The sequence below is a fragment of the Paenibacillus sp. JJ-100 genome (assembly GCF_948329825.1).
Classification (GTDB): Bacteria; Bacillota; Bacilli; order Paenibacillales; family Paenibacillaceae; genus Paenibacillus.
In genome coordinates this window covers 947,358-963,193 of the sequence record NZ_CAOJCM010000001.1, presented here as the reverse complement: position 1 = coordinate 963,193, position 15,836 = coordinate 947,358, and the positions used below count along the sequence as shown (strand labels likewise).

Here is a 15,836-nt window from a genome sequence, read left to right as displayed (position 1 = left end):
ACGATTCTGCATATATAAACTTGGGTTAAGAATAGAGAGAGAGTAAGCATATTCTTGAGATGATCGCGCCGCCTGTATGTCACATAAAGAAAAGACTAGAAAAACAAATATTGGGGGTGTTATGTTGAGCCTGCTTCACATTGCTGTAATTTTGCCTTTCGCAGCAGGGATCCTTCTTGCCCTGATGCACAGACTATTCAGTAAAATTCACCTAGGATGGCTGGTACTACTTGTTCCAGCGTCATTGTTCGTCTATTTTGCAAGCCTGATTTCTGCGGTGTCCCAACGTAATCCGGTATCCGGACAGATTCCTTGGATTCCGTCTCTGGACATCGGATTTAATCTTTATTTGGACGGACTAAGTTTACTATTAACGCTTCTTATTAGCGGCATTGGCGTACTTGTCGTCTTTTACTCCATTTTCTATATGAGTAAGACTGAAGCGTTGAACCGCTTCTATCTCTATTTGTTAATGTTCATGGGAGCCATGCTTGGCGTTGTATTGTCAGACAACATGATTGTACTGTATGCATTCTGGGAACTTACTAGCATTACGTCCTTTCTGTTAATTGCGTTTCATTACAAGCGCAAAGCTTCCACATCTGGTGCACAGAAATCGTTCCTGATTACGGTCTTTGGCGGTTTCGCCATGCTTGCCGGATTCATGTTAATGTATCTAATGACAGGTACATTCAGTATTCGTGCCACTATTACTGAGTTGAGTCAGATTCAGGAGAGTTCGCTATTCCTGCCCGCTCTTGTTCTCATTCTGATTGGAGCGTTTACGAAATCCGCGCAATTCCCATTTCACATCTGGTTACCGGATGCCATGGAAGCCCCAACACCTGTCAGTGCCTATTTGCACTCAGCCACGATGGTTAAAGCCGGTATTTACGTTGTTGCCCGTTTCACACCGATTTTCGGTGGACAGGGACTTTGGTTCTGGCTCGTGACTGGTGTAGGATTACTCACGTTATGTTATGGATCGTTTCTGGCTGTTAAGAAAAACGATCTCAAAGCAATTCTCGCCTATTCGACTATCTCACAACTGGGTCTGATTATGTCCCTCTTAGGAATTGGATCTGCTGCTTTATATTTCGGATATGGCGAATCCTCTGCAATGTACACCGTAGCAATTACGGCTGCACTGCTCCATCTGTTTAATCACGGGACCTTCAAAGCCGCACTGTTTATGGTAGCCGGCATTGTTGATCATGAGACAGGCACACGTGATATTCGAAAGCTTGGCGGATTGGCAACATTCATGCCGATCACATTCAGTCTCGCTCTCATTGGTTCACTCGCTATGGCAGGTATCCCGCCTTTTAACGGATTCCTCAGTAAGGAATTGTTTTTCCAAGCGATGGTACAGATCACTGATCTCCGTATCTTTGGAATGGGTTCCTGGAGCATCCTGTTGCCTATTGTTGCTTGGCTAGCCAGTGTGTTCACATTGATTTATGCTCTAATATTCGTGTTCAAAACATTCCTCGGTCGTAGCCGAAGTGAGCTACCTGCCGAGAAATTACATGAAGCGCCTGCCGGGTTGCTTATTCCACCGATCATTTTGGGTGTGCTGGTTATCGGTTTTGGACTCTTTCCAGACCTCCTGTCTGGCTCACTAATTGAACCGGCAATGGCTGCTGTTCTTCCCTCCCTGTTGAATGGGAACGAACGCTTCGATGTACATTTCTCCTTATGGCATGGCTGGACTCCTGAACTGTTTATGACAATCGGTGTAGTTGCACTCGGTGTCATACTCTACAAGTTACTGCCACGATGGAGGAATATTTATGAGCATTATCCACAAGGTTTAACGATTAACAACATCTATCATGTTGTACTGGACAACTTGCAGCACTATGCACGTAAATGGACAGAAGCATACATGAATGGCTCGGTCCGTAATTATCTGGTTTATATTCTCTCGTTCACGGTTGCTTTATTGGTTTACGCTTTCTTCCGTACTGGTGAGCATATTAACTGGAATGTACAAGAAAACGCACCATTCTCTCTCTATGAGGTCGTGTTGCTGGTCACTTTGATTGCAGCTGCGGTGTCCATTCCATTTGCCAAAAACCGCTTGTCCGCTGTTATCATGACCGGAGCTGTTGGTTTCCTCGTTACCTTGTTGTTCGTACTGTTCCGGGCGCCTGACCTGGCGCTAACACAGATGATTGTAGAGACGGTATCCGTTGCGCTATTCCTGCTCTGCTTCTATCATCTTCCCGAGCTACAACGTGGTAAGTCAAGTCGACGTTATCTCACAGTGAATTTGATTGTGGCGATCTCTGTGGGTGTCGTCATGACATTCGTTGCTCTTGCTGCAAGTGGAACAGTATCTCTGGATAGCATCTCTGGTTACTTTCTACAGGAAGCATACAATTCAGCAGGTGGTAAAAATGTCGTGAATGTATTGCTTGTTGATTTCCGTGGCTATGATACATTACTGGAAATCATGGTCCTTGGCGTAGCATCTCTATCCATCTACTCCATGATTAATCTGAATCTCGAAGCGAAGGATCTCGGAGCGAGACTGAAATTTCGCAAAGAAGAGAAAACAGATGAAGAACCCGAGTTGGATGATGATGAAGACAATACGAAGAAATACGGAAACTCCGAACGCAGCAGTTTATCTTGGGATACGGTGCCGTTACAAAGTAATGACGTTTTGTTGAAAACGACGACAAAAGTTGTTGTGTTTATCATTTTGACTTTCGCAATGCACCTGTTCTTTGCAGGGCATCATAATCCTGGTGGTGGGTTTATCGGGGGTCTCGTGACAGCAGCAGCCCTGGTACTACTCGCACTGGCGTTCAGCACAGATACAATACGCAAAGCTCTCCCCATCGACTTCCGAAGCATGACAGCTATCGGTTTAGGTATTGCCTTGCTCACCGGTGCAGGTTCATTTCTGTTCGGTGTTCCATTCCTCACCCAAACGTTTGGATACTTCGAGCTTCCTCTGCTGGGTGAAACGGAGCTTGCTACAGCCATGTTGTTTGATCTTGGCGTATTCCTCGCAGTGCTAGGCGTCACCATGACTATCATTCTACAGATCGGGGAGGATCGATGATATGGAAATATTGATGTGTGTAGCCGTAGGCGTTTTTTTTGCGGTTGCCGTCTTTTTAATCTTGTCACGGAGCATGCTCCGTATCGTACTCGGCATGTCTATTTTGACACATGGGGTACATTTGCTGTTAATTACAATGTCCCGGCTCAAAACTGGGGCGCCTCCGCTTCTTGGAGAAATGGCTGAAAGCTACGTTGATCCGCTCCCTCAAGCCTTAATTCTGACGTCCATCGTCATCAATTTTGGACTGACTGCGTTCTTCTGCGTTCTTTCTTATCGTTCTTATCTCAAGCTGAAAACCGCCGATTTGGAAGAAGTGAGGAGGCGCCCATATGAATAACCTTGTTGTTCTGCCGATCTTGCTCCCGTTGATAACCGGTGTGGTCACCATCTTGTTCTTCCGTAGTATAAATATACAGCGTTTAATGAGTGTCATTGGCCTTTTGGCAACAGCGACCGCCTCTACGATTCTTATTACACGTGTCGCACAATCTGGCGTTTTGACCTTGAATATGGGTGGTTGGTCAGCTCCTTACGGAATTGTTCTTGTTGCCGACATGGTAGCTGCACTGCTTGTGGTGACTGCCTCCATTATAGCGCTGACATGTCTGTTTTACGCTTTTCGAAGCATCAATAAAGAAAGGGAGCAGCATCACTTTTATCCCTTCTTTCATTTTCTGATTGCCGGCGTGAACGCATCATTTCTAACAGGTGATTTGTTTAATCTGTTCGTCAGTTTTGAATTGATGCTGATCTCTTCTTACGCCCTCATCGTGCTTGGTGGTACAGAAAGACAGTTACGTGAGACCATCAAATATGTATTGATTAACATTGTGTCTTCCGCTTTATTCGTAGCTTCCATCGGTTTTTTATATTCCGTTACAGGTACGTTGAATATGGCTGACTTGTCTGTACGAATTGCTGAAGTGGGACAAAGTGGAGTTATCACATTGATTGGGGTTCTTTTCCTGATCGTATTCAGTATCAAAGCCGGCTTGTTTCTATTTTTCTGGTTATCCGGCTCTTATGCGGCTCCGCCTGCTGTCGTTACAGCGCTGTTCGCAGGTTTGCTAACGAAGGTTGGCCTGTATGCGATTGTGCGAACATTCACTTTGATCTTCTATCATGACCCTGACTTCTTCAATTCCTTAATTGGATGGATGGCTGGTGCGACGATGATTCTAGGAGTGATTGGAGCCATCTCCTATCGTGATGTGAATAAAATTCTGGTCTATAACGTAGTTGCAGGCGTTGGGTTTGTTGCCTTCGGGATGGCTGCTGCAAGCCGTACTGCCCTAGAAGGATTACTGTTCTATATGTTACATGACATGCTGATCAAAACACTGCTGTTCCTGCTCGGTGGTGCATTAATCGCCGTAGCCGGTACATCCCGACTCGATAATATGGGCGGACTGATTCAACGATATCCGGTACTTGGTTGGATGTTCTTCATCAGCGCACTTGCACTTGCTGGTCTGCCTCCATTCAGTGGATTTCCAGGAAAACTAATGCTTTTTGAAGGGGGCTTTGAGGCCGGATTATATGGTCTGACCGGGGTAGCCGTGCTATCCAGTCTACTCATGTTGTATTCGGTATTGCGCATCTTCATTCAGGCGTTCTGGGGTGAGGCCCCTGCAGGCATGGCTAGACGTCCTTACGCGGTGAATGGTCTGCTGGTCCCTGCAGGAATTCTGTTAGTATTTATCATCGTAATTGGCTTGGGCGCTGAAGGTATGTTCCAGCTTACTTCCCGAGCAGGCGATATTCTGCTGCATCCCAATATTTATATAGATGCCGTATTGAAGGAGTAGATGTCTATGGCCTTTCAGATTGTACTCAATCTAATCATTGCCTTTGTCTGGATGTTTCTGAACACTACATGGAACGGTATTGCTTTTCTTACTGGATATATACTTGGTCTTCTCTTAATTGGAGCCATGCGGCGTTTTTTCCCGCAGCGCTTATACATTGTTCGGGTGTGGGCTATAGTCAAGCTAATCCTGCTCTTTTTAAAAGAGCTCGTTCGAGCAAGCCTCGAGATGATTCGAGAGATTATTAGACCCAAGCTCCATATTCGCCCAGGTATATTCAGTTATCGTACACAGTTGTCCTCGGATTGGGAGGTTACCCTGCTGTGTATGTTAATTTCCTTAACCCCTGGTTCACTTCCACTTGAAATCTCGGGCAACAAACGCAAGCTTTTTATCCACGCACTGGATATCAAGGATGAAGAAAAATTGAGAAACGACATTCGGAATACATTCGAAAAAGCAATTATGGAGGTGACACGTTAATGTTATCTTCACTATTGTTTATCTCCCTGCTTATTCTGTCTGTGGCCATTATGGCTTGCTTGTACCGCGTTCTTAGTGGCCCATCCATGGCTGATCGGATTACTGCACTCGACACGATTGGTATCAATGTTATAGCCATCGTGGCTGTACTATCGATGATGCAGAAAACGCAAGCTTATCTAGATATCATTTTGCTGATTGGTATAGTGGCTTTTCTAAGTACGGTCGCATTTGCACGATATATTGAACGAGGGGCGGTGTTTAGAAATGATGGAGATCGTTAGTAGCACCGTCGAAATAGTGATTGGGCTACTCGTCCTGATCGGGGCTTTGTTCAGTGCTTTTAGCGCCTTCGGACTTCTCCGTCTACCCGACGTATACTTGAGAGCACATGCGGCGACGAAAAGTACGACTCTCGGTGTGTTATGTGTCCTGAGCGGTGCATTTTTCTTCTTTTGGTATTTTGACAACTATATTAGTGCTCGCCTGTTGCTCGGTATTTTGTTTGTGTTCATCACGGCGCCTATTGCAGGACATCTGAATGGCCGGGCTGCCTATCGTACCGATGTACCTCTCTGGGAACAAAGTGTGCAAGACGAACTGGAGCCGTTGTTAAAAGGGAAAAAGATGAAATACGAAGAGAAGGACATGATGGAGTAGGTTATATAAGTTAAAAATAAAAAATGGAAACACCCCCGAAGATGAAGTCCGCATGTCGCGGTTCAACTTCGGGGGTGTTTTAACATCCTTTTTTACATAGAATCTGTCTGGAAGAATCCATTCAGAAGCCGTTTAAACCTTGTCGTTTCAAATCGGCAGCTACAATACGGGCTAGTTGTGCAGCCCCTTGCCGGTTAGGATGCAGGCTGTCGCCATTCATGTACAAATTAAGGGTTGCCGCCGGGCCAATGGAAGTGAAATAAGCAGAACTAAGCTTGTTCAGATCTACGAGGGTTACTCCTTCCTCCTGAGCCAGTGCTCGTGTAGACGCGTTATACCAGCGACTTTCCGCTTGATGCACATTAGCCGAATTGAAATCCGTTGCTCTGCCTTGCGGTGTAGAGAGAATCACCGTCGCTCCTTTGTTTTTCGCCTGACGTACCATATCCCGCATGATTTCCTTGAACTCTGCCTCCGTTGTATTGTTTTTGGCATTAGTATCGTTAATTCCCAATTGTAAAATAAAGTAATCTCCTGCTTTAATATATTTCAGAATAGCCTCCATCTGACCATCATCTCGGAAACCTCTTGCGATCTGGCCACCTGTTGCCATATTCCGCACTTGAAAGGTGGAACTATTTACATATGAAGGAAGCAACTGTCCCCAGCCTCCTTGGACACTGCTATCAAGCGGGTAGTAATTGCACACCGTGGAGTCTCCACCAATATAGATTGTACGATTGGTAACAGGCTGGCTGGACAACTTTCGAATTTCAAGAGCACTCAGCGTAAACGCGGTACCAGCCTTGCCTTCCGTAATCAGGAGATTCAGCTGTCCGTCCGTCACTGGAATCTGGAATTGATCAGTCGCTCCGTTGCCTGTCATATTCATAATCTGGTATACCCCTTCTGCGGCTACGCTCGCTCTAGACGTGTTGCCCAGGGTAACTTTGACTTCGTATAGTCCATTGGGCAGATCAACATTAAAGGTATTATCACTCTTCGTACCAAATTTCAGAAACTGCACAGCATCGCTTCCAACACCGCTGCCTGATGCTGAGACATCCCTCATATTAGCCGGTGTGTTGAAACCGTACCCCTTTGCAGAGGCGTAGGCGGTTGATGCTGAAACTCCAATATATCCGTTCTCCACTGATCCTGCACCAAAATCAAATTTGTATTGATCGGATGCAGCCTCCGCAACCTCTACCCGATCACTTCCATATCCCACGGCAATTATACTTGCAGCCAATACACCACATAACATCATTCGCAAAGAACTAGACCATTTCATCATAAAACTCCCCTTTCGGATTAGATGATGATGCATGAACCATTTTCTACTCTTCCGTACCCTGTTCCTGCTGAATAACTACAAGACATGGTCAAGCCAGTCGTATGCTTTTGCCCCGCTAATCTCATGCCCGCCGTCAAAATAATCTGCACCCAGCGCTCCTTCTGCACCTGCATGTATATAAATCGCTTTCAACCGTTCATGAGCCTCACGTGCAGAATGAAGCGGAAAAACAAGATCTTTGCTTCCAATCTCCAAAAAGAGAGCGCGCGGAGCAATCAGACCGATTATATCCGGCAACTCTGCTTCCTGCAAAATCCCCGGGATATAATTATCGAGACAATGGTTGCGATCCAGAATGCTACCATGGAACGTGCTTGCGTAACCACTGACAACGGTAGCTTTACAGCGTTCATCGAGTGCCGCTGTAAAAGCAATAACCAGTCCACCGCCTGAAATGCCCATGCCTCCGATTCGCTCTGGATCCACTTCAGACCGAGTCAGTACATAGTCCAGTACACGTTTTGTCTCATAGACTCGATGTCCAGCAAGGGTCTGACCTACCATAAGGAGATGCGCAGCAATCTTCGTACAAGAACTTGTGCCTGGAGGTGCCTCGAGATCCTCGTCCAACCTTCTCTCCCCAAACCCGAGCAGTTCAGGAGCAGCTACAACATATCCACGCTGTACAAGCTTTACTGCAAAGTCCTTGTGCAACCCGGGTTCCCCAGTGCGCGGTGAACCATCCGGCTCCATAGCACAAATCTCACGACTTCCATAGCCGTGCCCGTGACAGGCGATAATAGCTGGCTTCCTGTCTGAGATAACGCTTACATCATCAGGTATTAAAAGATAAATAGGCATACGCAGCCCTGAATAGGTTGTGATCTCAATCCGCTCACGGGTATAACCTTCGCAAGATGTACGTTCCAGCAACACAGGGTTAAGATCAGCAACTTCCGAAGGAAAACCGCCAAGCCGCTCTTGAACTCTGTCTTGTAATTGCTTACGCCATGATGCAAAATCCACATCCGGATGGTAAACCGAGCGCCCATGAAGTCTGGTCTGTTGATACAGGTAGTGATCAATGTCCTGCATTAACTTGTGCCCCTCCTGTCGGTATTGGTTTATATTAGATAATTGACCTTTTTTATATGATTCTCGTCTATTATAAAACCAAAAGTAAAAATAAGGAATCTCTTGCACACATAAAAAAAATGAATTCCCATTCTTGATCAGATGAGAATTCATTTTAACTAACTAAAAATCACATTAGACATGATCTAGATAATTTTTTCAACCTTAAATAACCTCATCAGAAACTGTGACACGAACGCTGCCACGATACAGATCATTCCACTGTATGCAACATAACGAAAATCCAGAAAACTGAAATCCATCCGAAGATAGTTAACCGCTGGAAATGCTGCGACAATACCCACCAGAATGAATATTCTGAAAATTTTCAGCACGGCTTCACTTCCATTTGTTGCCCAAACAATAGCATTGGCCATATACAAAAAAGCAGCTATACACAAAATAATGGTCAGACCCGAAGAGAAAAGACTCGTCGTCCACACCGATCTAAACCCAAGCAGAGTAAAGATAAACCAGATTAGAACACCATTAATGATAGCCATAGCTACAACACGGATTAGAGCAAATAACCATACTGCCAGCATGATTTTACCGGGTTTTGAAACCACCGCCAGCAGGAAACTCAGGTTCTTCTCAGCTTTTTCTTTCGTGAAAAACTGGAGAACGTGAGGAATACCGACATACAATGCAAATACCAATGCAGAAGACAGGAGACCAACACCAATCAATGAATTGGTAAACATGACACGATGTTCCCGGGTCTCATTCAACTTGTGCAACAGTGGAACAACACCATCGATCGTCAAACCCAGACTTGCTTCCAACTCCCCCAGTTGACCGATCGTAAACACAAAAAAAATTCCAAACATCAATACTTGCATGGTCAAAGACCTTTTCCAATTGAGGGTTTGTACATCTTTTCTTAATAACGGCAGCAAGTACAGCCTCTCCCTTCCCCAAAAAGATTACTTTATACGTCAGTTTTGTACAGCCGCTTGTTTGGTAGTTCTGTAAAAGTCCTCTAATGAGCTCTTTTCCTTGAAAAATTCCTGAATTTCTATGCCGTGCTGCAGAAGAACTTGTAACGGCTGTTTAATAACCTCCGATTCAACCATAAATGTCACAGACTGCTCATTATGATTCACAACCGTAATTCCTTCAATATCCTGAAGAATACTCACCACCAGTTGTGGGTTGTCACAGGTAACGATGTAACGTTCGGTGATTCCAGTGATGGCCTGAAGTGCTTGATCTGCTACAATTCGGCCTTGGTGTATCATAATAACCTGATCCGCGATCTTCTCTAAATCAAATAAATCATGAGAACTGATGAGAATCGAAGTGCCCTGCTCGGAACAGATTTCACTAAGTTTGTCTCTTAAAAAAATTTTGGAGTCTGGATCAAGGCCGTTAAAGGGCTCGTCCAGAATAAGCAGCTCAGGCTCGTGCACTAATTCACGTATAATCATAAGCTTTTGTTTCATACCTTTGGAAAAACGCCCAACCTTCAAAGAAGTCTTTAATTCGAAATGTTGCACAAGTCTGTTGTAGCGTTCTGCAACTTTATCTTTTTCCATTCCTCGCAGGCTTGCAAAAAAAAGGACGTTCTCCCAAGCCGACATTTCACTATACAGCCCTCCCTCGTCAAACACGATACCAAATCGGTTCCTATTCTTCTGGCCCATGTTATACGCCGGCTCGCCAAAAATGGTACATCCCCCTGTCGTTGGAGGGTAAAGCCCTGTAATGCAGCGAATCGTTGACGTTTTGCCCGCTCCGTTCTCCCCGATCAAAGCGCAGATTTGCCCGGAGTGCGTAGTGATGTCAATATTTTTGAGTACATGGTTTCCCTGCAGGTTCAGATTTAATCCGCGTGTTTCAATAATATGAGACCCCATAAATTCCCTCCTCTAAGGATGACTACCAAGGCTCTTCATTTTTCATATAAAACTAGTTATATTATTGAAAAACATTAAATAAACCAAATAATAGAATATTTATTATTATAGTTATGTAATATAAGTCACTTCCATCCTGAATTTTACAGATTTTTCTCTTCTGAACGATGTTATTGAGATTACACTTCAATTGAATATAAGGTTTTCTTTAAAAGGTGATGGTTGATTTTAAAAAAAAGATATTCCATCCCCTCATTAAGGGCTTCGGAATATCCTTTATTTTTTGGTTTTGAAATTTTCATATCTGTTGGTGTAGATAGAAGCCATCTTCTTCAAGTTTCTTCTATGCTTTTTATTGTTATTGACCTGGCAGCCACCAGTTCCACCTCCCCATCAATTTCATTAGAGACGGGACAAGCACAAGGCGGATTACTGTAACATCAATAAATACGGCTGAGGTTATACCGATTCCCAACTGTCTTACGCCTTCCACTTCAGCAAAAGCAAAAGGAATCGTAACTGCCAGTAAAATACCAGCAGCAGACGTAATTAAACGACCTGTTGAAGCCAAACCGTGTTGAACGGCCTGATCACTGTCCCCTGTTCGTCGATATACTTCCTGGATGCGGCTTAACATAAAAACACCGTAATCCATTGATATGCCAAATACTAACCCAGCAATGAACACAGGGATCATAATCGCGACGGCTGACGACTCCATTCCCAGATGTCCTTCGTTAAATACCCATACCAGTATGCCAAACGAAGCAGCTAAACTGAGCAGGTTCATCAGAATAGCCTTTAGTGGGATCAATAGGGAGCGAAATGCCAGAAGCAGCACCAAATAATTGCTTACAATGACAAATACAAGTACCTTGGGTAACTGCTGTACAATTTCGTGCATGATCTCATCCTCATAAACGGCTTCACCGCCATAAATCACTGGAATGCCATCTTGCCCGGTTGTTAAATCATCAGCTCTAGTCTGCCACAACCAGTCTGTTATCTCCTCTGAACCTGGTTCCCCCTGCACACCCACCATCAGTCGGATAAACGAATCGGAAAAGCTAATCGGGTAGCCGGCACTTACCACTTTCGGGTCCTGTTGAAGCATGTATATTTTCTGATTAGCCTTCTCCCATTGTTTGGCTGTTAATGGCGTTCCTTGTTCCCCGATGATAATATCCATCATTGAAATGCGCTCCTGACCAAAATTACGCTGGATCTGCTCGGATGCTTGACGGGATTCCATTCTTTCAGGTAGCGAAGAAGCATCGGGAACAGACAATTCCATCCGTGTAACGGGATATACACACCATAATAGAAGAATTGTAGCTGTGATTCCCATCCATATAGGGCGTTTCATCACCATTGCCGACCAGCGGTGCCAGAAACTGCGTTCTTGATCTTTATGCTTAGATTCAAACTCTGAAATGCTGGATGGAAAGATCATCCGACCGAATATTCGTTTTTCACTCAGCAAAAGTATGGCAGGTAATAACGTTATGTTTAAAAGTAACGACAGGATCAGTACAATCATGGCTCCTAGCGACACACTGAGAAACATCGGTAGTCTAATCCAGAGTAACCCCAGCAGACCGAGGACTACACATGCAGCCGAGAACAACACAGCACGACCCGCAGTGCGTAATGTCTTTTGTAATCGCTCCCGTTGCTGGATTTTGGTTTGTTCATTCATCAGCATGGCTTTATGGACGTAACTCTGCTGAAACTCTTCCCTATATCTGCTTAATATAATAAGTGCAAAATCAATGCTTAGCGCCATACCCACCATCGGAATCACGTTAATAATAAAGTTGGACAGTTCCAGATAATGACCTAGAAACGAAGTTATGCCCATCGCTGTAATCACTGCACTGATCCCCATCGTGACAGCAACTATTGCCGCTAATACTCCTCTGAACGCAAAACAAAGAACAAGTAGCGCAATAGGCAACCCTACCATCTCTGCCCGTTCTAAATCTCGAAAGCTTAATTGATTAACATCCTGTTGCACAACAGTTTTTCCAGTCAACTGCACGGTTCCGGGAGGGTGAGCTTGCTTGTCCTCCTCTTCAAGAAGTTTGCGCAGTTGCTCTAATGGAAGTCTCATCTGATGGGATGCAATGTCCATATGAACTAGTGCATAAGCCTGATCTTCATGCAACATTCTTCCTTGTGTGTTCGCATCGAGAGGAGAAATGACCGCGGATATGGCTGGCAACGTATGAATTGCCGTGAGTGTTTCCTGAATCCACTGGTTGAACTTGACTCCAGAAGTATCCGGATGTTTATTAAAAAGTAACACGACCGGATCAGGAGGGGAGTTAAAGTCTTCCTCCAATATCCGTTCTACTGCTTGAGCTTGTCCCTGTACGAACTTCAATCCATGATCCTGAACAATGTCCGGCAGCTTCCATGCCCAGGCGGCTGACATCCCGATGATAAATACCCAGCAGAGTATAATAAATCGAGGATATCGGCTGATGAAGGCAGCCAGGCTCCGATACCCCATACCTAAGCTCCTCTGCACATAAATTGAATTCCTTCTTTGAATACAACATCACGACACGTACTTCATATAGTACAAGTCTATTCGTGAAGTAACTTGATTATGTTTATAACGCAATAAAGACGAACACCCTCATGCACTCGCTTGTTGCATGGGCTGTTCGTCCTTATAGGCTAATATCACATCTTATTATTCCGGGCGAATCACGGTGAATCGCTCACCCAGTTTGGCATAATCATTACCAGCCAAGCGACTGACTGGTTTTAACTGATCCATCAAAAGATACCCTTTTTCAGCAAGATAGACTTGCTCGCTAAAGTGATATTGCACAATACGTACCAGCAACAGGTCACTTACAGGCATGCCTTCATCATTCGAGATTGGAATATGCTGATACAACTTGCACTCCATCCGAATAAGAGCTTCCTGAATTCCGGGTACAGCGACGATGGAACTAGGTGTTGTTGTCAGACGGGTCCGCTTCAGCTCACTTTCATGAGGTTCCAACATAGCCGCAGTTTCATTCACCTCTTCAATAATATTCTCATCACAAATGTGCACGACCAGTTCATTATGATTGAGTACGTTACGCGCAGTATCCTTCATGACACCATTTTTACGTCCAACCGAGATGGATAACAATGGCGGATCAGAGCTCACTACATTGAAAAAACTGAATGGTGCTGCGTTGATAACACCATCATGATCTGAGTTTGTAGTCACAAAGGCAATTGGACGAGGTACAATCGAACCACTCATCAATTTATAGTTATCTTTAGCCGTAAGTTCTTCCGGATTAAGTGAATACATAGGTAAGTCCCCTCTCTTGCCTCTTGGCAGCAAGTCTGTTCCGTTTGGTCGTTCATCGTTATTATATCACCCATTCTATACACAATCACACGTAGGCAAGAGCCGTCATATGCTGTCACAGAATACGATTGACAGGAAGGATGTCTATGAATATGAATTATGTATTCCCCTCATATGTGGGCTATGGAAATTACCCTTATGCTGCTTATAGTGATGAGGGTTACACTAGTTATGGAGAAAACCGCTCAATTCAGTTCCCTCCATTTTTCCCTGGTGGAGGCAGTTTTACAGGGGGGCAGACTGTGCCAAACATCCCCGGAGGTCCAGGCCTGTTTCCTCCGTTCATTCCCGGTGGCGGAACACCTTCAGGCCCTTTTTTCCCTGGCGGTGTCCCAGGTGCTGGCACTGGTGCAATCCCAGCTCCAGGCGTACCAGCACAGCTAGCTCAGGGGAATCTCCCTTCCTAGCTCAGTGCCTATCCTCGTCCGGTTGGTCAACCACCAGCCGAAATGATATTTTTATATAACCTCATCAAGAGCCGTCCGGGTCTACTGTCACTTTTCCTCCAGCAGCAGCCGCAGAGCTTGACACAAGCAGTTCAGTTTGCGCAAACTGGCGCAGTCTCACCTCGTGATCAAGAGCAACGTATACTCCCGAACTTCTGTTATAACCGCTGGTCTCTGGTGTTTACGTATAATGATGTGTTTCTGATGTGGCCTGCCATTAATCTGTTTGGCTTCGTCGTGGGTTACTTCTATCCGTTCCAAACACCAGGAATTCTGTTAAATACACAAATTTTATTCGCTCTTTGTTAATAGGTCGTAATGCTTTACGTTTCAAAATTTTTTCCGCTCCTAATTCAAACAGCCCGCATTGGAAACTAAGCTTCCGTGCGGGCCATCTGCGCTTATGCCAAGACTATCACGCAGTTATATTATGGTTTTCTGTTGATCTAATCCTGCCAATCATGCAGAAATACAGAAGCAAAGCCCCTAGATCAGCACATGCAATTACAATCCCCATCGGCACAGCGGTATGTTCTCCTCCAAGACCAACAAGGGGAGCAACAAGCCCGCCGAACAAAAAGGTCATCACGCCAATCAATGCAGATGCACTTCCGGCCGATTGGGCCTGATTCGCCATAGCAAGCGCAAATGAAGCTGTATTAATTAGACCCACACTGGAAACGACCAGAAATAATGGAATGAGCACTGACATCAATCCGCCTCCTGCGAGGATGGAGATTAGCAACGATGTGCCTCCTACAGCTGCTATAATTAATCCAGCGATTAACAGCCGAGTCTCTGACACTTTTCCAGCAAGTCGTCCTGCAATCTGACTAGCGAGAATAATGCCTAGTCCATTAACGGCAAAACAGATACTGAATACTTGCGGGGACACCCCATATATTTTCTGAAGCACGAAGGGTGATCCTGATATGTAGGCGAACATTCCTGCCGCTGCGAAGCCCTGTGAGAGAGCATACCCCATAAAACGTCGATCTCTGGCTATCCTGCCGAATGTCATCAGCGTCTGCTTCAACCCACCGCTTGATCTTTTTTGCATAGGAAGTGTCTCACCCAGACCAAGTATGACCGCTAGAAGCGCTAGTACACCGATAAGACTTAGCAAGATGAATACGCCCCGCCACGAAGTATACGTCAGTATTTGTCCACCAATAATGGGTGCTGCAATGGGAGCTACCCCGTTAATGAGCATAAGCAGGGAGAAAAAACGGGTTAATTCTGGTCCTTCGTACACGTCTCTGACAATCGCACGTGAGATCACAATCCCGGCGGCTCCAGCCAAACCTTGAATGAAGCGCAATATCACAAATGAGCCCATCGTTGGACTGACGAGACAGAGGACAGAGGCAATCGTGTAGAGCACAAGTCCCGCGATCAACGGTATTCGTCGACCTCGAACATCACTTAATGGCCCAGCAAGCAACTGTCCAAGAGCAAGTCCGATCATACACGCCGTCAGACTAAGCTGAGCATACGATGTGGATGAACCAAATTCATCCGCCAGCATTGGCAGAGCTGGCAGATACATATCCAGAGACAGTGGTCCGAAGGCGGAGAGTGTGCCAAGAATTAGCGCCATTCTCACTCGCGGCGTCGCAGTGGTGTGTAATGAAGCTGGTTTACTTTTCATCAAAACAGTTCCTCTTTCTTCCAATCATGCTGTAATC

Annotated in this window: 15 protein-coding genes; 8 read left to right on the top strand and 7 right to left on the bottom strand. The window is 45.2% G+C overall.

Annotation, left to right across the window (positions count from 1 at the left end; all coding sequences use genetic code 11):
• Nucleotides 1–124 precede the first annotated feature (124 nt).
• From PQG66_RS04705 to mnhG, 6 genes are read left to right on the top strand one after another with little or no spacing between them, the layout of a single operon-like run.
• Complete coding sequence (locus tag PQG66_RS04705) at nucleotides 125–3,076, top strand: Na+/H+ antiporter subunit A (RefSeq protein ID WP_442955035.1); 2,952 nt, start codon at nucleotides 125–127, stop codon at nucleotides 3,074–3,076.
• 1 nt (nucleotide 3,077) lies between these two features.
• Nucleotides 3,078–3,416 carry a Na(+)/H(+) antiporter subunit C gene (locus tag PQG66_RS04700; protein WP_272035639.1) on the top strand — a complete coding sequence of 113 codons (339 nt, stop codon included), beginning with the start codon at nucleotides 3,078–3,080 and terminating at the stop codon, nucleotides 3,414–3,416.
• Nucleotides 3,409–4,887 carry a Na+/H+ antiporter subunit D gene (locus PQG66_RS04695; RefSeq protein WP_272035637.1) on the top strand — a complete coding sequence of 493 codons (1,479 nt, stop codon included), beginning with the start codon at nucleotides 3,409–3,411 and terminating at the stop codon, nucleotides 4,885–4,887. Before PQG66_RS04700 ends, PQG66_RS04695 begins: the two co-directional genes overlap by 8 nt.
• A 6-nt stretch (nucleotides 4,888–4,893) precedes the next feature.
• Entirely contained in the window at nucleotides 4,894–5,370 is a 477-nt protein-coding gene (locus PQG66_RS04690) for a Na+/H+ antiporter subunit E (protein WP_272035635.1), read from the top strand.
• Nucleotides 5,370–5,654, top strand: a complete 285-nt coding sequence (locus PQG66_RS04685; RefSeq protein WP_272035633.1) for a Na(+)/H(+) antiporter subunit F1 — start codon at nucleotides 5,370–5,372, stop codon at nucleotides 5,652–5,654. The genes PQG66_RS04690 and PQG66_RS04685 overlap by 1 nt, the downstream gene beginning before the upstream one ends.
• The gene (mnhG, locus tag PQG66_RS04680) at nucleotides 5,638–6,030 is read left to right on the top strand and encodes a monovalent cation/H(+) antiporter subunit G (RefSeq protein ID WP_272035631.1); all 393 of its coding nucleotides are present in this window, start codon (nucleotides 5,638–5,640) and stop codon (nucleotides 6,028–6,030) included. The genes PQG66_RS04685 and mnhG overlap by 17 nt, the downstream gene beginning before the upstream one ends.
• A gap of 121 nt (nucleotides 6,031–6,151) precedes the next feature.
• Here the strand turns inward: mnhG and PQG66_RS04675 are convergent, their stop codons facing one another.
• The 6 genes from PQG66_RS04675 to PQG66_RS04650 form a co-directional block, all read right to left on the bottom strand.
• The gene (locus PQG66_RS04675) at nucleotides 6,152–7,324 is read right to left on the bottom strand and encodes a rhamnogalacturonan acetylesterase (RefSeq protein ID WP_442955034.1); all 1,173 of its coding nucleotides are present in this window, start codon (nucleotides 7,322–7,324) and stop codon (nucleotides 6,152–6,154) included.
• A gap of 78 nt (nucleotides 7,325–7,402) precedes the next feature.
• On the bottom strand, nucleotides 7,403–8,422 hold the full coding sequence (locus tag PQG66_RS04670; RefSeq protein ID WP_442955003.1) for a dienelactone hydrolase family protein: 1,020 nt from the start codon (nucleotides 8,420–8,422) through the stop codon (nucleotides 7,403–7,405).
• A 185-nt stretch (nucleotides 8,423–8,607) separates the two neighbouring features.
• A complete protein-coding gene (locus tag PQG66_RS04665) occupies nucleotides 8,608–9,291 on the bottom strand; it encodes a hypothetical protein (protein WP_272035623.1) in 684 nt (227 codons plus the stop codon).
• Nucleotides 9,292–9,399: 108 nt separating this feature from the next.
• Nucleotides 9,400–10,320: an ABC transporter ATP-binding protein gene (locus PQG66_RS04660; protein WP_272035621.1), complete on the bottom strand. Its 921-nt coding sequence runs from the start codon at nucleotides 10,318–10,320 to the stop codon at nucleotides 9,400–9,402.
• A gap of 358 nt (nucleotides 10,321–10,678) precedes the next feature.
• Nucleotides 10,679–12,835 (bottom strand): MMPL family transporter, encoded by a 2,157-nt coding sequence (locus PQG66_RS04655; RefSeq protein ID WP_272035619.1) that lies wholly within the window; start codon nucleotides 12,833–12,835, stop codon nucleotides 10,679–10,681.
• A gap of 186 nt (nucleotides 12,836–13,021) precedes the next feature.
• Nucleotides 13,022–13,642, bottom strand: a complete 621-nt coding sequence (locus PQG66_RS04650) for a flavin reductase family protein (RefSeq protein WP_272035617.1) — start codon at nucleotides 13,640–13,642, stop codon at nucleotides 13,022–13,024.
• Between the two features lie 146 nt (nucleotides 13,643–13,788).
• Here PQG66_RS04650 and PQG66_RS04645 point away from each other — a divergent pair, with 146 nt between their 5' ends.
• Nucleotides 13,789–14,109: a hypothetical protein gene (locus PQG66_RS04645; RefSeq protein ID WP_272035615.1), complete on the top strand. Its 321-nt coding sequence runs from the start codon at nucleotides 13,789–13,791 to the stop codon at nucleotides 14,107–14,109.
• Between the two features lie 117 nt (nucleotides 14,110–14,226).
• Entirely contained in the window at nucleotides 14,227–14,457 is a 231-nt protein-coding gene (locus PQG66_RS04640) for a hypothetical protein (RefSeq protein ID WP_272035613.1), read from the top strand.
• A gap of 106 nt (nucleotides 14,458–14,563) precedes the next feature.
• Here PQG66_RS04640 and PQG66_RS04635 read toward each other — a convergent pair whose 3' ends face one another.
• Nucleotides 14,564–15,799: a multidrug effflux MFS transporter gene (locus PQG66_RS04635; protein WP_272035611.1), complete on the bottom strand. Its 1,236-nt coding sequence runs from the start codon at nucleotides 15,797–15,799 to the stop codon at nucleotides 14,564–14,566.
• Between the last annotated feature and the right edge of the window lie 37 nt (nucleotides 15,800–15,836).